Genomic DNA, 20,743 nt, shown 5'->3' on the forward strand with positions numbered 1-20,743 from the left:
GGGTTCCGATCTGTCCAGGGAGTGGGCGGGGGCGCGTGGGAGGGTCACAGACCTGCGAGGAGCGCCGTCAGCGGGGCCGGGACACGGTCCGCTGCGAGAGCTTCGGTCAGGAGGGTGCCGTAACGGATCTTGCGACCGCTCGCCGTGCCGAGGAAACGGCGGAGCTGGTCGTGGCGGGAGCGGCCGAGTTGCGCGGGCTGTCGGCGGAAGGTCTGCCAGCGGCGCTCCTCACCGGCCGCCGTCACCACCTCCTCGGCGCGGTCCGTGCCGAGCGCGCGCAGGAGTTCGTCCTCCAGGTCGGCCACGCAGACGTGCAGGGAGGGGTCGTGGACCTCCGCCCGCTCGAATCCCCTGACGTAGACGGGCTCTTCGTTCGCGTCGCACAGTCCGGTCAGGCGCAGGCCGAGCCCGTGCGGGCCGAGGGCCTCCGCGTATGCGGCGATGCTCATGGCTCCGCCCATCGGCACGACGGCGATCCCCTCGGCGGGAAGGTCGCGGCCCTCGCGCGCCGCGAGGGCCTCGACGGCGGCCAGGTCGCTGAGTCCCTCGACGAGGACAGCGCCACGGAAACCGTGGCCCGCCGCGAGGGGAGCGCCACCGGCCACCTGGGCGGCCAGCCCGGCACGGAACGCCTCGATGCCGGACGGCACGCCGGAACCTGACGGCCGGGAGGGGCCTCTCACTTCGCCAGCACCGCCCGCACCGCCTCCTCCAGCGAGGTCGGCGGGCGGCCGAGGAGGTCGGCGAGGTCGTCCGTCCAGTGTTCCAGGGCGCCCGCGCGGATCTGCCCGTCGAGCCACCCCGCCGGTCCCGGCACGGGGCTGGTCCGCCCGGTGTACGCGACGGGCGCGCCGCTCACCCGCGTCAGGGTCTCGGCGAGCTGCCGGTACGTCCACGGGGCGCCCGTCAAGTCGTACGAGCTGCACGCACGTTCACCGGTCAGGACCCGCACCGCCGCCTCCGCGAGGTCGGCGCGCGAGGCGGTGTTCAGGCCGCGCCCGTCCGTACCGTCCTCCAGGACACCGGCAGCGACGGCCTCGCGCAGGCCCGCGTGGAGGAAGGCGTCGCTGTAGAACGGGTGCCGCAGCAGCGTGTACGGGAGCCCGCTCGCCTCGATGTGCCGCTCGGTCGCGTGGTGCGCCGCCGTCATGCCCTCGGCCCGCGCGTCCGCGCCGAGGAAGCTCGTGTACGCGAGGAGGCCGACGCCCGCCGCGCGCGCCGCGTCCACCGCCGTGACGTGCTGCGCCACGCGCCGCCCGGTCTCCAGCTCGGGCGAGGAGACGAGGAGGAGCCGTTCGGCGCCGGCGAAGGCCGCGCGTCGTCGTAGTCCCCGTACCGCACCTCAGCGCCCGAGGCGGCGAGCCCGGCGGCCCGCTCGGGACGGCGCACGACAGCGGCGACGGGCACCCCGCGCGCGAGCAGCCCCTCGACGACGAGGCGCCCGTACTGCCCGGCGGCGGCGGTCACAACGATCACTGTGGCTCCCGAGGATGAGACGGCCCCCATCGTCGGCACCGCACGCTCGCCCCGCAAAGGGATTTGCGCGCGGACGCGGGGGCGGAGGGGAGCATGAGGTCAGTCCGAGGTGTCGCGCGACGCGGCACGGCGGGCGACCGTTTCGGCCATGCCGGGGAGGAAGTCCTTGAAGAGGCTGTGCACTTCGTTGACGAGGGGGCGCAGGACGCGGAAGCGGGAGAGACGGACGCCGTGGGCCGTGAGCCGGGCGCCGCGCTCGGCGAGGCGGTAGGTCTTCTCGCTGCCTTCGGAACGGTCGAAGACCCAGTACAGGACCAGGCCCATCTGCGCGAGCCACATCAACTCGGGCACGGCGTCCACGAGTTCGGGCGCCACCTTCGCCTTGGACCCGGCAAGCACCTCGCGGTGGATGTCGAGCGAGACGCGCCGGGCCGGCTCGGACTCGGGCGAGAAGGGGCTCAGCGGGCTCTCCGGGTCGGCCGCGTTCTTGAAGAACTGGCCCGCGAACTCGTGGTACGGGGCGGCCACGTCGAGCCAGGCCGTGAGGACGCCGAGGAAGCGGGCCTCGAAGGCCCGTTCCCGGTCGAGCACGGGGCGCACGGCCACCGCGTGCTCCGCGACGATGCGGTCGTAGAACCCCTGGATGAGGTGTTCCTTGCCGCTGAAGTAGTAGTACGCGTTCCCGACCGAGACCCCGGCCTCCTGCGCGATGGCCCGCATGGTCGTCTTGTCGTACCCGCGCTCGCGGAAGAGGCGCAACGCGGTCTCGATGATGAGGGCCCGGGTCTGCTCGCCCTTGGGCGGGTTCTTCCGCTGGGCGCCACCCCCCGTCTTCCCCGCGGCCCCGGTCTTCCCGGTGCCCCCCGCCTTCCCGGCCTTCGCGGTACGCGACGTGGGGCCCGCGCCCTCCGGCTCCGGACCCCGCGCCTCTTCGCTGTTCGTCTGCTCGGCCACGACAACCGACCCTAGGCCACCTCGCCCCCTCCCCCGCGGTCCGGCCCCGCGCCCCTGTGCACCCATCCCCTGTCCGGCAGGTACTCCCAGCCGTCCGCGCGGCGGTAGACCCCTCCGCCCCAGTCCTCGCTCCGGCTCCCCGGCCCACGCCACTTCGCCGCACGCAGCACCGCCGCCCGCGCGAGCCGCGCGCCCGTCGGAGTGCTCAGCCGGTGGGCCAGCGCCCGGTACTCGCGGAGCGCCCACAGGCACACGATCCAGGCCGCCGGGCCCCGGTAGACCTGCCCGCCGTCCCCGACTGCCGTGATCTCGGCGAGCGTCGCCGCCTGGTCGAGGCCGGGGAAGCGGGCCGCCGCCTCGGCGGACCCCGCGGGGACGAAGGTGAGCGGGACGAGCTGCCGCCGGTGACCGAGCCACTGCGTACGTACGCGCACAGGGGGCAGTCGGCGTCGTAGAGGACCGTGAGGCCCCGGACCGGGGACCCCTCGCGCCCGGGGCGGGCCGGCCCCCCGACCGGCCCGCCCCCGACGACCGGGGCACCATCCGCCGGGGCGTCCCCCGCCCCGGGCTCCCCCGCCCCGGGCTCCCCCGCCCCGGCGGCTCGCGAAGCCGCGTCCGGCGCCGTTTCCCGCGCCGGGCCCGGCCCCCGCCCCCGTGCCCCGCTCACGCCCCCGCGCCCGCGCCCGCACCCGGGGCGAGCCACTGCTGCGGGGGCACCGGCGGGCGCTGGTCCCGCTCCATGACGCCCCGCCGCCTGATCCTGCTGAGCACGTACACGTTCCCCAGGTGCAGGACACCGAGCACGAGCAGGACGACCCCGAGCTTGACCGAGAGCGCCTCGAAGACGCCCGACGCGTCCCTCACCGCCCTGTCCGAGCGCAGGTAGAGCGCCACGAAGCCGAGGTTGACGAGGTAGAAGCCGACGACGAGCAGGCGGTTCACCGCGTCCGCGAGCGGCTCGTTCCCCTTGAGCACATCCGCGAGGAAGACCCGCCCGTTGCTGCTGAGCGTCCGCGCGACCCAGACCGTGAGCCCGACGCTGAGGGCCAGGTACACGACGTACGTGACAACCGTGAGGTCCATTGCCCCACCCTTCTTTCCACGAACCGGCTGAACACTTGAACGCGTTCAAAAGTGCCGTCGTCGATGACGGTAGACCTGTTTTTGAACATGTTCAAGCGGGAGCCGGTACGGAGCGGCCTGACCGTGTGGACGCGGGTGTGGCGGGTGCCCCGAGGGCTGCGGGGCGGCGGCCGGTCCCGCCGGTGGCGCCGGGGACAGGGGGCGGGGACGGGGCGGGGTGGGGCATACCAGGTGGTGGTCCTGCGTTCAGTCAAGGCGGGCGGCCCGCGGCGGAAGGTGCCGCGGACGCCCGGGCACCCGCCCGCACGTCCGGGCGGGGCCGCGCGTGCGTCCCTGCGGGGCCGGGCTCCGGCGGGCGCGTTCCTGCGGTCCCTGGTGTGCGCGCTCGCGCGGGTGACGGCAAGGTAGGAGCCGCGGACGGTGTGCCGTGCGCGGACGGCGGACGACGACGGTCGTCCGCCGCGACTGACACGACTGAAGAGGGATGACGGCATGGCGCAGACGGAGAAGGCGGTCCTCGCGGGCGGCTGCTTCTGGGGGATGCAGGACCTGGTGCGCAAGCAGCCCGGGGTCGTCTCGACCCGGGTCGGGTACACGGGCGGCAAGGTCGCCCACGCGACGTACCGCGACCACGAGGGGCACGCCGAGGCGATCGAGATCCTCTACGACCCCGAGCGCACCAGCTACCGGAACCTCCTGGAGTTCTTCTTCCAGATCCACGACCCGTCCACGAAGGACCGGCAGGGCAACGACATCGGTTCGAGCTACCGCTCCGCGATCTTCTACACGAACGAGGAGCAGCGCGAGATCGCCGAGCGCACGATCAGGGACGTCGACGCGAGCGGCCTGTGGCCGGGCAAGGTCGTGACCGAGGTCGAGCCCGAGGGCGATTTCTGGGAGGCCGAGCCGGAGCACCAGGACTACCTGGTGCGCTACCCGGACGGCTACACGTGCCACTTCCCGCGGCCGAACTGGAAGCTGCCGTCCGCCGACGCGGAGTGAGACGGCGGTAGCCGCGGGCGGGAGCGGCGGTACGGGGCGGGGCGGGCGTCCACCGATCGGTGGGCGGCCGCCCCTTTCCCGTACGGGCCCCTTGGCCGTACGGGCCCCTTGGCCGTACGGGCCCCTTGGCCGTACGGGCCCCTGTGCCGCACGCGCGCGCCCCGCCCGGCCCCGCACGGCCCGCCCCGCCCCGTGCCGTCGCCCCTTCCCCGTACCGCCGTAGGCCCCTCGTCCCCACCCGGAAGGCCCGCGATGCCCGCCGAAGAGCCGCAGGACGACCCCCGTCCCTCCGCCTCCCCTGCCGCCCCCGACGGGGAGCGGCTGCTGCCGACCGACATGGACGTGGCCGCGCGCGAGCGGCGCTCGCCCGTAGGCGCGCTCCTCCCCACCATCGCCGTCGTCGCCCTCGGCGGCGCGCTCGGCGCCACAGCGCGTTACGCGCTCGAACGCCGCTGGCCCGCACCGCCCGACGGCTTCCCGTGGGCCGTCTTCACCGTGAACGTGGCCGGGTGCGCGGTCATGGGGATCGTGGTCGTGCTCTTCATGGAGGTGTGGCAGGCGCCACCGCTCCTGCGGCCCTTCCTCGCCACCGGCTTCCTCGGCGGCTTCACGACGCTCAGCACGTACGCGGCCGACACCGAGCGGCTCGCCCGCCTGGACCGCGCGGGGATCGCGCTCGCCTACTACGCGGGCACGCTGTGCGCCGCGCTCGCCGCGCTCGCCCTCACCTCGGCGCTCACGCGGCGCTGGGCCCACGCACGGCGGACGGCCCGCACGCCGGGGGCCGCCCGGTGAACTGGCTGCTCGTCCTGCTCGGCGGCGCGCTCGGCGCGCCCGCCCGCTTCCTCGTCGACCGCGCGGTGCAGCGCCGCCAGTCCACCGCGTTCCCCTGGGGCACCTTCACGGCGAACACCCTCGGCTGCCTCTTCCTCGGCGTCCTGACCGGCGCGCTCCTGGCGGGCGAGGGCGGCGCGCGGTACGAGGACTTCGTCGCGACGGGCCTGTGCGGGGCGCTCACCACGTACTCGACCTTCTCCTGGGAGACCGTCCACCTGGCCAGAACCGGGCACACGGTCAGGGCGGCGGGCAACGCGGCGTCGACGGTGCTGTCGGGACTCGGCGCGGTGGCCGTCGGGTTGATGGCGGCGCGGGCGGTGTGGGGCTGAGCCGCCGGGGAGGGCGGGGACCACCGGGGCGGGTCCACCGGGGGCGCGGGGGCTACCGGGGGGCGTGGGGCTGGGCCAGGTGGCCGTCGGGGCGGACGAGGACGTGGCCGTCGGCCGACGCGCCGAGCGGGCCGTACGCGCTGAAGGCGCCGCCGTCGGTGTCGATGACGTACCGGGCACAGCCGGCCGGGTCGTCGCCGGGGCGCAGGACCGCGTAGGCGTGGTCCGTGTCCGGTGCGGGCGCGCCGAGGACGAGGTGGGTCGCGTGGGGGCCGCGGAAGAGGTCGAAGAGCCTGATCCGCTTGCCGGTGGGGTCCTGGACCTGCGCGTCGGGGGCGCGGTCGCCGGGGGCGAGGGTGCCGCGGGCGGTCTGTGCGCGGTAGCTGAGGTGGAGGCCGAGATGCTCTTCGCCGCGCCGGTGGGCCTCGGCGTGGCCTGCGGCGTACCGCCGCAGCAGGTCGTCGCTCACCTTGAGCACGGTGGCTGCCACGGCCCTGCGTTCGGTCTCGTAGCTGTCCAGCAGGGTCTGTCCGGCCAGCTTCCAGCCGAGGTTGTAGGCGTCCTGGATGCCGGTGTTCATCCCCTGGCCGCCGGTGGGCGGGTGGACGTGTGCGGCGTCCCCGGCCAGGAAGACGCGCCCGACGCGGAAGCGTTCGGCGAGCCTGATGTTCGGGCGCCACACGGTGGACCAGTGGCAGCCGGTCAGGCGTACGCCCGCGGAGAAGCCGTCGAGGGCCCTCTGCATGGCGGTCAGGGTGGCGTGGTCGTCCGTGCCGATGGCGGTGTTGAGCTGGAACATGCCGGTGCCGGGCAGTGGGGTCATCGCCACGCCGGTCATGGGGTCGGCGGCGGCGGCGAACCAGTGGCCGATGGCCGGATCGAGGTCCGGTGCGCGCACGTCGCCGATCACGAGCCGGACGGTCTCGTCGGTGGTGCCGCTAAAAGCGACGCCGATCGCCTTGCGGACGGTGCTGGCGCCGCCGTCGGCCCCTACCAGGTAGTCGAAGCGCGCGGTCTCGCCCGTACGGAAACGCGCGGTCACCCCGTGCTCGTCCTGCTCCAGGCCGACCAGTTCCGTCGCGCGTTCCACCCGCGTGCCGAGTGCGGCGAGCCGGGAACGGAGTATGCCTTCGAGTTGCGACTGGCCGAGCGTCCAGGGGTTGGGATACGGCTGGTCGGGCCGGGGGGCGCGCGGCTCCGCCATCCGGCGCTCCTCGACCGCGCGGCCGTCGAGGTGGACGCGGTAGGCCGGCGGAGGACAGCCCGCGTCGAGCACGGCGTCCACCACCCCGAGATCATCGAAGACCTCCAGCGTGCGCGGCTGGATCGTGTCCGCGCGCGATCCGTCGAAGAAGTCGTCGGCCTTGTCGACGACGCGGACGTCGAGGCCGCGTCGGGCCAGGTCGATGGCCAGCGTGAGGCCGGTCGGCCCGCCGCCGGTGATGAGAACTCGCACGATGAGCACCTTTCGATCAGTGCGCGTGGTGGACCGTGCCCGGCCGTCCCGTCGCGCGGTGCCGGACGCCTGCCGCTTGGCGCAGGCACGGGCATGGCGCGGGCAGGGGCACGGGCACGGGCATGGGCACGGGCATGGGCATGGGCATGGGCATGCCGATGAGTGAACAATGTTCACGGTGAACGGTGTTCACGTTAGGATGGGTGCAGCCGGGTGTCAACCGATTCCGGGCGTGGAGAATCTGTCGCGGACCGGCCCCGGCACCGGCCGGGCCGCACACGACGACGGAAAGCGGTCGGGATGCTGCTGCGGAAGGCGAACGTGGTCGACGGAGCGTTGGCCCTGCTGGACGACACGGGGCTGGACGACCTGACCATGCGCAGGCTCGGCGACGCGCTGGGGGTGCGGGCCAGCGCGCTGTACCGGCACTTCCCCGGCAAGCAGGCACTGCTGGACGCGATGGCCGAGCGCATCCTGGAGTCGATCGACCTCACGCTGGAACCCGGGCCCTGGGACGAACGCGGCCTGATCCTGGCCGGCCGGCTCCGGCACGCCCTGTTGCGCCACCGCGACGGCGCCCGCGTCGTGGCCGGCTCCTACACGGCCGGTACGCACACCGTCCTGTTCGGCAACACCTCCGCCGCCCTGCTCCTCGAAGCCGGGCTGCCTCCCCAGCAGGCGGCCTGGGCGGTCACGGCGGTCAGCCATTACGTGATCGGCCACACGATCGAAGAGCAGTCCCGCGCGGGCCTGGTCGACGAGGGCTCATGGCCGCAGAAGATGGACGCCCTCGCCGGACTCGCCGACGGCGTCGCCCTCGCGGCCTTCGACGCCGATCCGCAGGAGCGCTTCCTCTACGGCCTGCGCCTGCTCCTCAACGGAATCCGCCAGGAACTCGCCACCGCAGGCTGACCGCACCGGCCCGGCAGCCATCCCGCGGCCCCCACGAGCGACGGAGCACGGAAAATCGCCGGACGCGCCCGAGGGGGCCGGGCCGGTGCCTCGTGGGGCGGGGCGGGCACCGGCGCGGTCCCCGTCGCTCACTTCCCGGGCACGATCCCGTCGATCAGCAGGTCGAGGCGCGCTTCCCCGGCCTCCGCGGGGACCCTCCCCGTCGCGGACAGCGCGGAGATGCCGTGCAGCGCCGCCCACAGCAGCTCCGCACGCCCCTCCCGCGTCTCCGTCTCCTCGGGCAGCGCCTCGACGAAGGCGTGGAACGTGTCGCGCAGCGCCTCCGGCGTCTCCTCGCTGGCGAACTTCAGCCCGGTCGGCATGACGAACATGGCCTGATAGAGCGCCTCGTGAGCGACGGCGAAGTCCAGGTAGGCGCGGCACACCGCCCGCAGCCCCGGCCGCCCGGGTCCCGCCTCGGCCCGCGCCCGGCGCAGGAGCACGCCCAGTTCGGCGAAACCCTCCTCGGCGACGGTCTCGACGATCGCGTCCTTTCCCTTGAAGTGGCTGTAGAGCACGGGCTGGCTGTACTCCACCCGTTCCGCGAGGCGGCGCGTGGTGACCGCCTCCCAGCCCTCGGTCTCGGCCAACTCCCTTGCCACGGCGAGGATCAGCCGGTGGCGCTCCGCTCGTTCCCGTTCGCGACGGTTCCCTGTGATGGACATGCTTCATATTCTAGCGCCGCTAGACAATAGGCCAACGCTACGTCTAGCATCGCTAGCGAAGAGAGCGGCGCTCGACACACGGTCGGCGCCCGCCGAAGGGGGAGAACGTCCGCCATGCCTACCGCCGTCACCACCACCGCCACCGTCCTCGTCTGGGTGATCGCCGTCGGGATCGTGCTCATCGGGGTCCGTTTCCAGTTCACCCCGCGCGCCGTGGCGGACTTCGGCATCCCCGACACCCCCACCGAGCTGCCCGCTCTGCGCGCCTGGGGCTCCGTCAAGGGCAACCGCGACATCACCCTCGGGCTCATGCTCGTGATCGCGCTGCTCGGCGCGAGCGACCACCTGACGGGCTGGATGACGCTGGCGGGCGCCTTCGCCGCGGCCGCCGACGCGCTCGCGGTCCGCTTCGGCGGGGGCCGGGCCTCGGCGTACCTCGGCGTGCACGGCGCCACGGCGGCCGTCTCGGCAGCCGCGGGGATCGTCCTGCTGCTGTCCTGACGCACGCCCCGCCCCGGCGGCCGGCGCGTGACGGGGGTGCGCGCGGGCGGCGGGGCGGAGTACGCGGCGGGGGCGCCCGAAGCCGTACGAACCGGCTCCGGGCGCCCCCGTCGTCATGAGTGGCCGTCAGACAGCCCCGGGGTCGCGGGACACGGGCTCAGCCCTCGACCGCCACCTCCCGGCTCTCCACCCGTACCGTGCCGGTCGTGCGCGGCCCCTCCGCCTCGCGCTTGAAGGGAATGGCCGCGGCGATGAGCCCCGCGAGCAGCGCGACCCCGCAGCCGACGAGCAGCCCGGTCCTGAAACCGTTCTCGGACGTCAGCGCGTGCCCGCCGAAGTCGGTCGTGAGCTGCGCGAGCACGACCCCGACGACCGCCGCGCCGATCGACGTGCCGAGCGAGCGCATGAGCGCGTTGAAGCCGTTCGCCGCGGCCGACTCGGAGAGCGGCACGGCGCCCATGATGAGCGCGGGCATCGCCCCGTACGCGAGTCCGACCCCGCTGTTGATGACCATGAGCGCGATCATGACGCCCCACGCGGAGCCCATGAGCAGCAGCGAGAGCCCGTACCCGGCCGCGATCACGAGTACGCCGCTGACCAGCGTGAACTTCGGTCCGCGCGCGTTGGAGAGCTTCCCGCCGAGCGGCGAGACGAACATCATCATGATCCCGCCCGGCGCCATCCACAGCCCCGCGGCGAGCATCGACTGCCCGAGCCCGTACCCGGTCTCCTTCGGGAACTGGAGCAGCTGGGGCAGCACGAGCATCGAGGCGTACATCCCGAAGCCGGTGAAGATCGAAGCGGCGTTGGTGAGCAGGACGCGGGGCCGCGCGGTCGTGCGCAGATCGACGACGGGGTCCTGCGTACGGGTCTCCCACACGCCCCACAGGAGCAGCACGACGACCGCGGCGCCGAGCAGGCCGAGGGTCGTGGCCGAGCCCCAGCCCCAGTCCGCGCCCTTGGAGATGCCGAGCAGCAGGCACACGAGCCCCGCGCCGAGGCCGAGCGCGCCGAGCAGGTCGAAGCGCTGGCCGCGCGCCCCCGCGGGCACGTTCGGGACGAGAAACCACAGGAGCGCGGTGACGGCGGCGGCGAGGACCGCGGAGCCCCAGAAGAGGACGCGCCAGTTCGCGTACTGCGCGACGGCGGCCGCGATCGGCAGGCCGAGCCCGCCACCGATCCCCATCGATGCGCTGACCAGCGCGATCGACGAGGACAGCTTCTCGGCGGGCACGACGTCCCTGAGCAGCGCGATGCCGAGCGGAAGGACGCCCATGCCCATGCCCTGGAGCGCGCGCCCGACGATCATCGGCAGCACGGACGAGGAGAGCGCGCAGACGACCGACCCGGCGATGAGCGGTATGCAGCAGATGAGCAGCATCGGGCGCTTGCCGACGAGGTCGCCGAGGCGCCCGACGACGGGGACGCAGACGGCGCCCGTGAGCAGGGTGACGGTGATGACCCACGCGGTGTTGCCCGCGCTGCTGTGCAGAATCCGCGGCAGGTCGGCGAGGAGCGGCGTGACGAGGGTCTGCATGATCGCCGCGACGATCCCGGCGAAGGCCAGGGTGGCGACCACGCCCTTGCTGTGGGGTGGTGACGTGGCGGTACCGGCGGTGTCCACGGTGCTCATGGGGAAGTCCTCGGGCTGTTCGGAGTACGGAGGCTGTGCATCGTACATGCGACATGTAACGTGCACATGCCGGAGTCGCGTGGACCCCTGCGTGGGAGGATGGAGGCCCAGTGAGGTGCGGAGGTGAGACGTGCGGCCGACGGCCGAGGTCGAGTACGAACAGCTGCTGCTGAGCAGACACGGCTACCTGGCCAGAGGCGGGGGCCGCCGCCAGGACGGCCTCATGGACCGCAGCGCCTACCTCCTGCTGAGCCGTATCGACGTCCAGGGCACCCCGATGTCGATCGGCGAACTGAGCGAGGCGTTCGGCCTCGACGCCTCGACCCTCAACCGCCAGACCGCGGCGGCGACCCGCGCGGGCCTCATCGAGCGCATCCCCGACCCGGCGGGCGGCATGGCCCGCAAATTCCGCCTCACGGCGGAGGGCGAACGCCAACTCGCCGAGGAACGCGAGGGCTTGATCGCCTCACTGGACCGCGTCATGAAGGACTGGCCGGAGGAGGACATCGCCGCCTTCGCCTCCTACCTGCGGCGCTTCAACACGGACATCGAGCGGCTGAGCGGGCGGTCCTGGCCGCGGCCCTGACCGAAGCCGCTCCGGCCGGAGCGCGTCGCGCCCCTTCACCCCGTCCGGGCTCTCGACGCGCCCCGGCACGCGTACCCGGGCGCCTCCACGCGCGGGCTCGCACGCGTGCCTCCACGCGCGGGCCCGCCCGCGTGCCTGCGCGCGGGCTCGCCCGCAGGCGGGACGGGCCCGTACGCGTCATGCTGGACACGGGGACCGCCGCCTCCGCCGGAAGGGGCCCGCACATGGAACCGCTCGGCACGTACCGCGAACGGCGCGATTTCGCCCGTACCAAGGAACCGTCGGGCAGCCCGGGATCGCTCGCGGCGGACGGCAAGGCCCGCCCGCGCTTCGTCGTCCAGATCCACGACGCCCGCCGGATGCACTTCGACTTCCGTCTGGAGGTCGACGGGGTCCTGAAGTCCTGGGCGGTGCCGAAGGGCCCTTCGGACGACCCGCGCGACAAGCGCCTCGCGGTCCCCACCGAGGACCACCCGATGGAGTACCGCACCTTCGAGGGCGTGATCCCGAAGGGCGAGTACGGGGGCGGGACGGTCCTCGTCTGGGACCAGGGCACGTACGAGCCGCTGAGCCACGACAAGCGCGGGCACCCGCTCCCCTTCGACCAGGCGCTGGAATCCGGCCACGCGACCTTCCGCCTGGAGGGCGACAAGCTCCACGGCGAGTACGCGCTGACGCGCTTCCGCACGGGCGGCAAGGGCGAGGAGGCGTGGCTCCTGATCAAGGCACGCGAGAAGGGCCTGCGCCCCGGCGAGGGTCACGGCACCCCGGACCCGCACCGCGCCCGCTCGGCCCGTACCGGAAGGACGCTCGGCCAGGTGGCCGACGAGGAGTGAAAGGACGACCCGTGGCACGTACGACCCAAGCCCGCACCGCGGCGACCCTCCTGGACCGTCATGGCACGACCTACGCGGCCGACGCGGACATCACGCTCCGCGACACCCCGCAACCGCTCTACCAACTCCTCGTCCTGAGCCTGCTGTTGTCCGCCCGTATCCGCGCCGACGTGGCGACGGCGGCGGCCCGCGCGCTCTTCGCGCACGGCCTGCGCACGCCGAAGGCGATGGAGGAGGCGAGCTGGCAGGAGCGCGTGGACGCGCTGGGCGAGGGCCACTACCGCCGCTACGACGAACGCACGGCGACGCAACTGGGCGACGGCGCCGACCTGATCCGCGCGGAATGGTCGGGAGACCTGCGCAAGGCCCGCGACAAGGCGAACGGCGACGCGCGGGCCCTCACGTCGGAACTCCGCGAAGTCCCGGGCATCGGCCCCACGGGCGTCGACATCTTCCTCCGCGAGGCCCAAGCGGTCTGGCCCGAATACGCCCCCCGTTTCGACGCGAAGGCCCTCCAGGGCGCCGCCCGCCTGGACCTCCCCCAGGACCCCCGCCGCCTCGCCCGCCTGACCGACGACCCGGCGACGTTCGCGGCGGCGCTGGTCCGGGCGGCGCTGGACAAGAAGGTGGTGGACGACGTGAAGGAGCACGCCTCGCGCGGGCCCGGGAGCTGAACCCGGGCACGCGGGCCCGGGAGCTGAACCCGGTGGGCAACGGCGGGCCTCGCCCGCGCACGGGAACGCCGCCGTACGCGCCTCGCCGACCGGTCGGGCCGGGCGCGGGCGGCGAGCGGTCGGGCCGGGCGCGGGCGGCGAGCGGGACCGGGCACCTGCCGCGCCCGCAGGGTCAGGACGCGGCGGCCGGGGACCCGCTCGGCGAAGCGCCCCCGAACCGCCCCCCGCCCCGCCCGGCCCGCGCGGACGCTCAGCTCGACTCGCGCACCACCAACCGTGTGGCAAGCACCGTCTGCCGTCCGCCCGCCCCCTCCGCGGCGGCGGGTACGCCCCCCGGGCCTCGCGCCGCGATCTCGTCGAGGAGCATCCGCGTCATCACGCGGCCCATTTCGGAGGTCGGCTGGCTCACGCTGGTCAGGGGCGGGTCGAGGTGGCGGGCGATGGCGCTGTCGTCGAAACCGATCAGGGCGACGTCTTCGGGGATGCGGCGGCCCGCGGCGCGCAGGGTGTGGCGGGCGCCGGAGGCGAGGAGGTCGGAGGCGGCGAAGACGGCGTCGAGGTCGGGGGCGCGGTCCAGGAGTTCGGCCATCGCGCGGCGGCCGCCCTCCTCCGTGAAGTCCGACTCGGCGACGAGGGGTTCGCCCGTGATCGAGGCGCGGTAGCCGGCGAGGCGGCGTTCGGCCCCGTAGACCTCCAGGCGGCCCGTGATGTGGGCGATGCGGCGGCGGCCCCGGCTCTGGAGGTGGCGGACGGCCGCCACCGCGCCGCCGTAGTTGTCGGAGTCGACCGAGGGAAGGGTCTCGGCCGCGGAGCGGGGACCGCTGATGACGGCGGGCATGCCGAGTTCGGCGAGGCGGTCGGGGAGCGGGTCGTCGGCGTGGACGGCGACGAGGAGGACGCCGTCGACGCGGTGCGCGTCGAGGTATCCGGCCAGGCGGCCGCGTTCGCGTTCGCCGCCCGCGAAGGTGAGGAGGAGCTGGAGCGGTGTGTCGGCGAGCGCGCTGCCGATGCCGAGGACGATGTCGGAGAAGTACGGCTCCGCGAAGAAGCGGGTCTGCGGCTCGGGGACGACGAGCGCGATGGCGTCGTTGCGGTTCGCCGCGAGGGCGCGAGCGGCGGTGTTCGGCACGTAGCCGAGTTCGAGCACCGCCGCCTCGACGGCGGCGCGGGTCTGCGGGCTGACCTTCGGTGAGCCGTTGATGACCCGGGAGACCGTGCCGCGCCCCACGCCCGCGCGGCTCGCGACCTCCTCCAGGGTCGGCCGCCCCGCGCCCCGCTTCACCCGCGTCATCGCACTCTCCCGCCACTCGCCCTGCCGTACGGGCGCCTCGACACCGGCACACCCGCGCGCGCCCATTGTGCGCATGGGGCGCGCGCGGCGGGAGGGGGGTCCGGACGCCGGGCCCCGCGGGTACGGCGCCGCGTGCCCGTACCGCCCCGCCCCGCCGCGTACCTCCTTCCGCTCCGCGCGCCCCCTGCCGCCCCCGGCGCGCACTGCTAATTTCTCCGTTATGCCCGGTATTCCCTTCGCTTCCCCCGGCTGAGCGCGTGGGGATCTCCTCGCCAGGACGGTGTTCGTGGGGCGCAGGGGTTCCTGCCGTCCGGCTTCCTCCACCGCGGCACGAACCCGCACCCGGGCGAGGGCGAGGGCCGGGGGGCGGCCGCCGTTCCCCGGCGCGGTCCTCGTCCCGCTGAACCGCCGAGCCCTCACCGTTCCAAGGAGTACGCATGAACCAGCCCGCGTCCCGCGCCGTCGGCCACTCCTCCGGCTACAGCCGCGAGCAGATCCGGCGGTACGGGCGGCTCAGCCCGTTCGAGCTGAGGAACGTCTTCATCGACCTGGCCCAGCACAAGCAGGCGGACGAGCCGGGCCAGAAGGGCACTTCCCAGACGCAGATGCTCAACGCGGGCCGCGGCAACCCGAACTGGGTCGCGACCGGGCCGCGCGAGGCCTTCCACGCCCTCGGCTACTTCGCCCTGGAGGAGTCGCGGCGCGTGTGGACGGCCGACAACCTCGGCGGGATGCCCGAGGCGCACGGCGCGGGCGGGCGCTTCGACTCGTTCCTGCGCCGCCACCCTGGCCTGCCGGGTGTGGAACTCCTGGAGCGGTGCGTCGACGAGGCGCTGCGGCGTTTCGGGCTCGACAAGGACACGCTCGTCCACGAACTCGCCGACGGCGTCACGGGCGACAACTACCCCGTACCCGACCGCGTCCTGCCGTGCGCCGAGCGGATCATCCGCGGCTACCTCGGCGAGGAGATGTACGGGGGCACACTGCCGGAAGGCGGCGTGAGCCTCTTCGCGACCGAGGGCGGCACGGCCGCGATCTGCTACATCTTCGACTCGCTCCGGAAGAACGAGGTCGTCAAGAAGGGCGACCGCATCGCGCTCATGGTGCCCGTCTTCACGCCGTACATCGAGATCCCCGCGCTCGACACCTTCGGCTTCGACGTCGTCCTCGTGCGCGCGAGCATGTACGCCGAGGACGGGGTACGGGAGTGGCGCTACCCCGAGGAGGAGGTCGCGAAGCTCGCCGATCCCTCGATCACGCTCGTGTGCCTCGTCAACCCGAGCAACCCGCCGTCCCTCGCGCTGAGCGAGCGGGTCAGGAACCAGCTCAAGGAGATCGTCGCGGGACCCAATCCGGACCTCGTCGTCGTGACGGACGACGTGTACGGGACCTTCGTCGACGGCTTCACCTCGCTCGCGGCCGACCTCCCGCACCACACGCTGCTCGTGTACTCGTACGCGAAGCACTTCGGGGCGACGGGCTGGCGGCTCGGCGTCATCGCGCTCCATGACGACAACGTCATCGACCGGCGCATCGCCGCCCTGCCCGGGGAGGCGAAGGACCGGCTCGCGAAGCGGTACGGGACGCTCACGCTCGAACCGGAGAGGATGCGCTTCATCGACCGCCTGGTCGCCGACTCGCGCGACGTCGCGCTCCGCCACACGGCGGGGCTCTCGACCCCGCAGCAGATCCTCATGACACTCTTCTCGCTCTTCGGCCTGCTCGACGAGGGCCGGGCGTACAAGCACCGCGTCCGGCAGGTCGTCGCCGACCGCCTCCGCCTGCTCCTGGAGGGCGCCGAGATGAAGATCGCCGAGGACCCGCTGCGAGCCGGGTACTACATCGAACTCGACCTCCTCGCCGAGGCCGAACGCATGCGCGGCCCCGCCTTCGCGCGCTGGCTCCAGGACACCTACGAGCCCATCGACCCGCTCTTCCGCCTCGCCGAGCAGACGGGCGTGGTCCTCCTCAACGGGGGCGGGTTCGAGGGTCCGGAGTGGTCGGTACGGGTCTCGCTGGCGAACCTCGACGACCTCGACTACCTGCGGATCGGGCACTACGTGCGGGCCGTCTTCGACGAGTACGCCGAGGAGTGGCGGCAGCGGTCGGGGAGCTGACGCGCGCTCACACGGTGCGTACGGACGGCGCCTCGCCCGTCACGGGCGGGACGTCGCTCCGCACCGGCGGGGGGTCGCTCCGCACCGGCGGGGGGTCGCTCCGCACCGGCGGGACGTCGCTCCGCACCGGCGGGACGTCGCTCCGCACCGGCGGGGGGTCGAGCTTCACGCCGACCCCCCGGAGCGTGTGCAGGTAGCGCGGGGCCGCCGCCGTCTCGCCGAGTTTGCGGCGCAGCCAGGACAGGTGTACGTCGATGGTCTGGTTGTCGCCGTACGACTGCTGCCACACCTCGGCGAGGAGTTCGCGGCGCGGGACGACCACGCCGGGGCGCCCGGCGAGGAAGGCGAGGAGGTCGAACTCGCGACGCGTCAGCTCCAGTACGGTGCCGTCGAGTTCGGCGCGGCGGCGCAAGGGGTCGACGCGCAGGCCGCCGACCGTGAGGACCCCGGCGGGCTCCTCGCGGCCCGGGCGGGAGCGGCGCAGCACCGCGGCCATGCGGGCGAGGAGGTGGCCGGCGGAGAAGGGCTTGACGAGGTAGTCGTCCGCGCCGTCGTTGAGGAGGCGGACGATCTCGGCCTCGTCCTCGCAGGCGGTCGCGACGATGACGGGCACGTTGGTGAGGCCGCGCAGCATCCGCAGCGCCTCGGCGCCGTCCAGGTCGGGGAGCCCGAGATCGAGGACGACGAGGTCCACCTCGTGCTGGGCGACCTCGCGCAGCGCCTCCAGCGCCGTGCCGACACTGCGCACCGCGTGCGCGGCCTCCGACAGGTGCCGGATCAGGGCCGAACGCACGAACTGGTCGTCCTCCACCACGAGCACACGCGCCATAGGCAGGGACGGTAGCCCATCCGGTCCGCGCAGGTCCCCCACAAGGGCCCAAACGGCCCTGGCGGGCGTGATGTTGACGCGATAGGGGAGGGTGGGACGGGTGGTGTTCCGCGCCGGGAGCCGCCAGGGTACGGCTCGTGCGGGCGCGTGCGCCCGGGCGTGACCTGCGGGATCGTCGCGCGACCCCGGTAAAATGCCCGGATGGCACGGAAGAGGAGCGAGGCCGGGCGGCTCACCGCCGAGGTGGCCGGTGGGCACGCGGAGCTGGTCCCGGAACGCGGGCGCGCGCGGGCCTTCACGCTGACGCTGGACGGGGCACCGCAGTCGTACGTGGATCTCGACGCGCCCCAGCACCTCGACTTCGCCTACCAGCGCCGCATCGGCCACCTCGCCGACCTGATCGCCCCCGCGGGGCGCCCGCTGCGGGTCCTGCACCTCGGCGGCGGGGCGCTGTCGCTCGCGCGGTACGTGGCGGCGAGCCGCCCGCGCTCGACGCAGCAGGTCGCCGAGGTCGACGCGGAGCTGACCGCGTTCGTACGGGAGCACCTGCCGCTCGACCCGCAGGCGCGGGTACGGGTACGGGCCGCCGACGCGCGCGAGGTGCTGGCCAAGCTCCCCGACGCCTGGGCGGACCTGGTCGTCGGGGACGTCTTCGCCGGCGCCCGCACGCCCGCGCACCTCACGAGCGCCGAGTACCTCGGCGAGATCCGCCGCGTCCTGGCCGCCTCGGGCACGTACGTCGCGAACCTCACCGACGGGCCGCCGCTCGCCTTCCTGCGCGGCCAGATCGCGACGGCGGCCGAGGTCTTCCCCGAACTCGCCCTCGCCGCCGACCCGGCCGTGCTGCGCGGCAAGCGCTTCGGCAACGCGGTCCTCGCGGCCTCGGCCACGCCGCTGCCCCTCGCCCCCTACACCCGCGCGGTCGCCTCCGACCCCCACCCGGGCCGCGTCGAACACGGCCGCGCGCTCCGGGACTTCGCGGGTGGCGCGGCGGTGGTGCGGGACGCCTCGGCGAAACGGTCCCCCGCCCCGCCCGCGGGGGTGTTCGCGGAGTAGGGAAACAGGGGGAGCAGGGGCCGGGCGCGGGGACGACGGCTGCGGGCGCGGGGCGGCCGCGGGGTGCGGGCGCGGGGCGGCCGCGGGGTGCGGGCCAGGGGTGCGCGGCGGCGAGCACCGGTGGCGGCGTGGCGGCCACCGGACGCCGGGCACCGGCCGCCGTCACCCGGCGCCGTCGGCGCCCTCCGGTGGTCAGCGCCTGCCGTCCGCCGCCTCGATCGTGCGGGCCGCCTCGCCGAGCGCGTGGCGCAGGACCGCCGGGTCCGTGGACTCGCCGCTCTCCTCGGGCGGCAGGAGCCACGTACCCGTCGCGTTGCCCGTGTGCCCGCAGGCGTCCGGTGGTGTGGTGAGCCGCAGCCCTCGCCCCGCCGTCTCCGTACACGCGCTGCCGGGGACGTCCCAGCCGCGCGCGGTCCCCTCGGGGACGACGAAGCCGAGCGTCTCGCACGGGGCGTCGTGCACGACGGGACCGAGCAGTGGTGTGCTGCGGCGCAGGATGTCGACCGCTTCGAGGCCCTGCCGCACGGGGACCGTGACGAGGTCCCAGGCGGGCGGGCCCGACGGCGGCTGGGCGGACATCGGATCGGTGGACGCAGTGGACTCCGGCACGGGAACCCCTCCTTGGTCGCTGCGAAGCCTGGGGTGCCTCCCGGCCGACAGGCTGGGGGCACGGCTCCTCGTTCCCCGCACCGTCCAACGCGCACACCGCGTCAGGGGCTACGGCACGACACCGCCGCGAAGCATGGCATTTCATGGCGGATCATGGCTCCCTCCCTCTGACCTCGACGAAACCCCCTGTGTCGATTCGGTCACAGCGGGTATCTTTCTGCTCCGTCGGAACACGAGTGGCCACGGCTCGACGGCCGCCACGCCCCGCCCCGTACCGCACGAAAGGCCGGTCATGACCTCGTCGGCACCGCAACCGCTTTCGTTCCAGGAGCCTTCGGGAGAGCGGGGTGCCGCCACGCCCCCGCAGGTGCCGAAGCAGCGCGCGCCACGGCCCAACACGGTCTTCCGCGCCCTGCGCGGTCCGCTCTCGCCTGGCGAGTTCGCGGCACGGGTGCGGCGCGCGGGACGCGAGATCGGCGAATCGGTCTCGTGCGACGCCCGGTACATCGGGCGCGTCGAGTCCGGCGAGATCCGCTGCCCGAATTACGCCTACGAACGAGTGTTCCTGCACCTGTTTCCCGGGCACACACTCAGTGACCTCGGTTTCGCTCCGCGCGAGACGGTACGGGGGCGCAGAGCGGCTCGCCCCGCGCCCCCCGGCCAGCATCCGCCGTACGCGCCGCCGCGACCGGGCGCGCAGCGGGCGGCCAAGCGCCGGCACGCGCCCGACGACGGCGAGCCGTACCCGTACGACGAGGAGAGCGACGTGCACCGTCGCGCGTTCATCGGTTCAGGGGCGGCAGCGGCCGGCGCGCTCGCGACCGGGCTCTTCGGCGCGGCGGGTACGGCGGCCGCCGCACCACGTATCGCCACGGTCCCGGGACAGCGGGCGGGCGAGCGGGAGGCCGCCGCCGTCGAGCAGGCCGTACGGGAGATCAGGCGCATCGACGACAGGCACGGCGCCGGCCGTCTCTTCCAGGAGGCGGCCGGAGTGCTCCGTACCACCCACGCGCTCCTCGACGCGGGCACCGCGCGGCAGTCCACGAGCGACAGACTGCACGCGGCGGCGGGCGAGCTGTCCCTCTCGGTGGGCTGGCTCGCGCACGACTCGGGCCGCGTCGCCGACGCGCGTGCGCACTACGGGGAAGCGCTCGCCGCCGCCCGTCTCGCGGACGACGCGGGCCTGGAGGCACACGCCTTCTGCAACTCGGCCTTCCTCGCGCGCGACGCGGGGCACCCGCGTGAGGCGGTGCTCGCGGCCCAGGCCGGCGCACGGGCCGCGCGGCGGCTCGCGGCTCCGCGCCTCGCCTCGCTGCTCGCGCTGCGCGAGGCGAGCGGCCGCGCGGCGCTCAGGGACCGCGCCGCCTGCGAGGAGGCGCTCGCCCGCGGCCACCGGCTCTACGCGAAGGGCCCGGGGCCCGACGACCCGGAGTGGCTCCTGTCCTTCTACAGCGAAGCGGAGCTGGACTGGCTCGAAGCGCAGTGCTGGAGCAGCCTCGGCGACTGGCCCCGCGCCCTCACCCACGCCCGCCGCGCCGCCTCCCACGCCGCGACGCGCACCCCGCACCTGACCCGCAACCAGGCCCTCTACACCGCCGAACTCGCCCAGAGCCTCAGCGCCTCGGACCACCCGGAGGAGGCGGCGGCGACAGGCCGGGCGGTCCTGCGCCTCCTGAGCCGGGACGTCCGCTCCTCGCGCATCGACGAGCTGCTGCGTACGACCCGGGGTCGCCTGGCCAGGTACGGGGGCGGGAGAAGCGGAGAGGTGGCGAGCTTCCTGGCGGCGGCGTGAGCGGGGCGGCCCGAGCGCGCCGACCCGGGTGCCCCGGCCCCAGCACACCGCCCCCCGCGCGCGACG

At 74.3% G+C, this 20,743-nt stretch carries 20 protein-coding genes and 2 pseudogenes; 11 read left to right on the plus strand and 11 right to left on the minus strand.

The window, feature by feature from the left end; translation table 11 throughout:
- Nucleotides 1-44: 44 nt before the first annotated feature.
- The 5 genes and pseudogenes from ACQYWQ_RS10015 to ACQYWQ_RS10035 all read right to left on the minus strand — a co-directional run bounded on the left by ACQYWQ_RS10015 (nt 45) and on the right by ACQYWQ_RS10035 (nt 3,513).
- On the minus strand, nt 45-650 hold the full coding sequence (locus tag ACQYWQ_RS10015) for a TOPRIM nucleotidyl transferase/hydrolase domain-containing protein (RefSeq protein WP_431033892.1): 606 nt from the start codon (nt 648-650) through the stop codon (nt 45-47).
- 29 nt (nt 651-679) lie between these two features.
- A pseudogene (locus ACQYWQ_RS10020) lies at nt 680-1,467 on the minus strand (NAD(P)H-binding protein).
- 108 nt (nt 1,468-1,575) lie between these two features.
- Nucleotides 1,576-2,430, minus strand: a complete 855-nt coding sequence (locus tag ACQYWQ_RS10025) for a TetR/AcrR family transcriptional regulator (protein ID WP_431033893.1) — start codon at nt 2,428-2,430, stop codon at nt 1,576-1,578.
- Between the two features lie 11 nt (nt 2,431-2,441).
- A pseudogene (locus tag ACQYWQ_RS10030) lies at nt 2,442-2,866 on the minus strand (DUF393 domain-containing protein).
- A gap of 227 nt (nt 2,867-3,093) precedes the next feature.
- Complete coding sequence (locus tag ACQYWQ_RS10035) at nt 3,094-3,513, minus strand: hypothetical protein (protein ID WP_431033895.1); 420 nt, start codon at nt 3,511-3,513, stop codon at nt 3,094-3,096.
- A 492-nt stretch (nt 3,514-4,005) separates the two neighbouring features.
- Between ACQYWQ_RS10035 and msrA the strand changes: the two genes are divergently transcribed.
- From msrA to crcB (ACQYWQ_RS10050), 3 genes are all read left to right on the plus strand, one after another.
- Nucleotides 4,006-4,515, plus strand: coding sequence for a peptide-methionine (S)-S-oxide reductase MsrA (msrA, locus tag ACQYWQ_RS10040; RefSeq protein ID WP_431033897.1), 510 nt, complete (start codon nt 4,006-4,008; stop codon nt 4,513-4,515).
- Nucleotides 4,516-4,767: 252 nt separating this feature from the next.
- Nucleotides 4,768-5,310 (plus strand): fluoride efflux transporter CrcB, encoded by a 543-nt coding sequence (gene crcB, locus ACQYWQ_RS10045; RefSeq protein ID WP_431033898.1) that lies wholly within the window; start codon nt 4,768-4,770, stop codon nt 5,308-5,310.
- Nucleotides 5,307-5,681 carry a fluoride efflux transporter CrcB gene (crcB, locus tag ACQYWQ_RS10050; protein WP_431033900.1) on the plus strand — a complete coding sequence of 125 codons (375 nt, stop codon included), beginning with the start codon at nt 5,307-5,309 and terminating at the stop codon, nt 5,679-5,681. Before crcB (ACQYWQ_RS10045) ends, crcB (ACQYWQ_RS10050) begins: the two co-directional genes overlap by 4 nt.
- A 52-nt stretch (nt 5,682-5,733) precedes the next feature.
- Here crcB (ACQYWQ_RS10050) and ACQYWQ_RS10055 read toward each other — a convergent pair whose 3' ends face one another.
- Complete coding sequence (locus tag ACQYWQ_RS10055; protein ID WP_431033902.1) at nt 5,734-7,137, minus strand: FAD-dependent monooxygenase; 1,404 nt, start codon at nt 7,135-7,137, stop codon at nt 5,734-5,736.
- 300 nt (nt 7,138-7,437) lie between these two features.
- Between ACQYWQ_RS10055 and ACQYWQ_RS10060 the strand changes: the two genes are divergently transcribed.
- Nucleotides 7,438-8,049, plus strand: a complete 612-nt coding sequence (locus ACQYWQ_RS10060; protein WP_431033903.1) for a TetR/AcrR family transcriptional regulator C-terminal domain-containing protein — start codon at nt 7,438-7,440, stop codon at nt 8,047-8,049.
- 128 nt (nt 8,050-8,177) lie between these two features.
- Here ACQYWQ_RS10060 and ACQYWQ_RS10065 read toward each other — a convergent pair whose 3' ends face one another.
- Nucleotides 8,178-8,753, minus strand: a complete 576-nt coding sequence (locus ACQYWQ_RS10065; protein ID WP_431033904.1) for a TetR/AcrR family transcriptional regulator — start codon at nt 8,751-8,753, stop codon at nt 8,178-8,180.
- A 114-nt stretch (nt 8,754-8,867) separates the two neighbouring features.
- On the opposite strand from ACQYWQ_RS10065, the gene ACQYWQ_RS10070 reads away from it, so the two are divergent.
- Nucleotides 8,868-9,254, plus strand: a complete 387-nt coding sequence (locus ACQYWQ_RS10070) for a DUF4267 domain-containing protein (RefSeq protein WP_431033905.1) — start codon at nt 8,868-8,870, stop codon at nt 9,252-9,254.
- 157 nt (nt 9,255-9,411) lie between these two features.
- Here the strand turns inward: ACQYWQ_RS10070 and ACQYWQ_RS10075 are convergent, their stop codons facing one another.
- Nucleotides 9,412-10,887, minus strand: coding sequence for an MFS transporter (locus ACQYWQ_RS10075; RefSeq protein WP_431033907.1), 1,476 nt, complete (start codon nt 10,885-10,887; stop codon nt 9,412-9,414).
- Nucleotides 10,888-11,017: 130 nt separating this feature from the next.
- Between ACQYWQ_RS10075 and ACQYWQ_RS10080 the strand changes: the two genes are divergently transcribed.
- The 3 genes from ACQYWQ_RS10080 (at nt 11,018) to ACQYWQ_RS10090 (ending at nt 12,983) form a co-directional block, all read left to right on the plus strand.
- Complete coding sequence (locus tag ACQYWQ_RS10080; RefSeq protein ID WP_431033908.1) at nt 11,018-11,473, plus strand: MarR family winged helix-turn-helix transcriptional regulator; 456 nt, start codon at nt 11,018-11,020, stop codon at nt 11,471-11,473.
- A 224-nt stretch (nt 11,474-11,697) separates the two neighbouring features.
- Nucleotides 11,698-12,309 carry a DNA polymerase ligase N-terminal domain-containing protein gene (locus ACQYWQ_RS10085; RefSeq protein WP_431033909.1) on the plus strand — a complete coding sequence of 204 codons (612 nt, stop codon included), beginning with the start codon at nt 11,698-11,700 and terminating at the stop codon, nt 12,307-12,309.
- Between the two features lie 11 nt (nt 12,310-12,320).
- A complete protein-coding gene (locus ACQYWQ_RS10090; RefSeq protein WP_431033911.1) occupies nt 12,321-12,983 on the plus strand; it encodes an endonuclease in 663 nt (220 codons plus the stop codon).
- 250 nt (nt 12,984-13,233) lie between these two features.
- Here ACQYWQ_RS10090 and ACQYWQ_RS10095 read toward each other — a convergent pair whose 3' ends face one another.
- Nucleotides 13,234-14,274 (minus strand): LacI family DNA-binding transcriptional regulator, encoded by a 1,041-nt coding sequence (locus ACQYWQ_RS10095; RefSeq protein WP_431033912.1) that lies wholly within the window; start codon nt 14,272-14,274, stop codon nt 13,234-13,236.
- Between the two features lie 437 nt (nt 14,275-14,711).
- On the opposite strand from ACQYWQ_RS10095, the gene ACQYWQ_RS10100 reads away from it, so the two are divergent.
- Complete coding sequence (locus ACQYWQ_RS10100) at nt 14,712-16,391, plus strand: bifunctional aspartate transaminase/aspartate 4-decarboxylase (protein ID WP_431033914.1); 1,680 nt, start codon at nt 14,712-14,714, stop codon at nt 16,389-16,391.
- 7 nt (nt 16,392-16,398) lie between these two features.
- On the opposite strand, the gene ACQYWQ_RS10105 is transcribed toward ACQYWQ_RS10100, so the two are convergent.
- Complete coding sequence (locus ACQYWQ_RS10105; protein ID WP_431033915.1) at nt 16,399-17,220, minus strand: response regulator transcription factor; 822 nt, start codon at nt 17,218-17,220, stop codon at nt 16,399-16,401.
- A 201-nt stretch (nt 17,221-17,421) separates the two neighbouring features.
- Between ACQYWQ_RS10105 and ACQYWQ_RS10110 the strand changes: the two genes are divergently transcribed.
- Nucleotides 17,422-18,276 (plus strand): spermidine synthase, encoded by an 855-nt coding sequence (locus ACQYWQ_RS10110; RefSeq protein ID WP_431033917.1) that lies wholly within the window; start codon nt 17,422-17,424, stop codon nt 18,274-18,276.
- A gap of 192 nt (nt 18,277-18,468) precedes the next feature.
- Here ACQYWQ_RS10110 and ACQYWQ_RS10115 read toward each other — a convergent pair whose 3' ends face one another.
- Nucleotides 18,469-18,855 (minus strand): hypothetical protein, encoded by a 387-nt coding sequence (locus ACQYWQ_RS10115; protein WP_431039132.1) that lies wholly within the window; start codon nt 18,853-18,855, stop codon nt 18,469-18,471.
- Nucleotides 18,856-19,177: 322 nt separating this feature from the next.
- Here ACQYWQ_RS10115 and ACQYWQ_RS10120 point away from each other — a divergent pair, with 322 nt between their 5' ends.
- On the plus strand, nt 19,178-20,677 hold the full coding sequence (locus tag ACQYWQ_RS10120; protein WP_431033919.1) for a hypothetical protein: 1,500 nt from the start codon (nt 19,178-19,180) through the stop codon (nt 20,675-20,677).
- Nucleotides 20,678-20,743 lie beyond the last annotated feature (66 nt).

The organism is Streptomyces sp. P6-2-1 (assembly GCF_050613165.1).
Classification (GTDB): domain Bacteria; phylum Actinomycetota; class Actinomycetes; order Streptomycetales; family Streptomycetaceae; genus Streptomyces.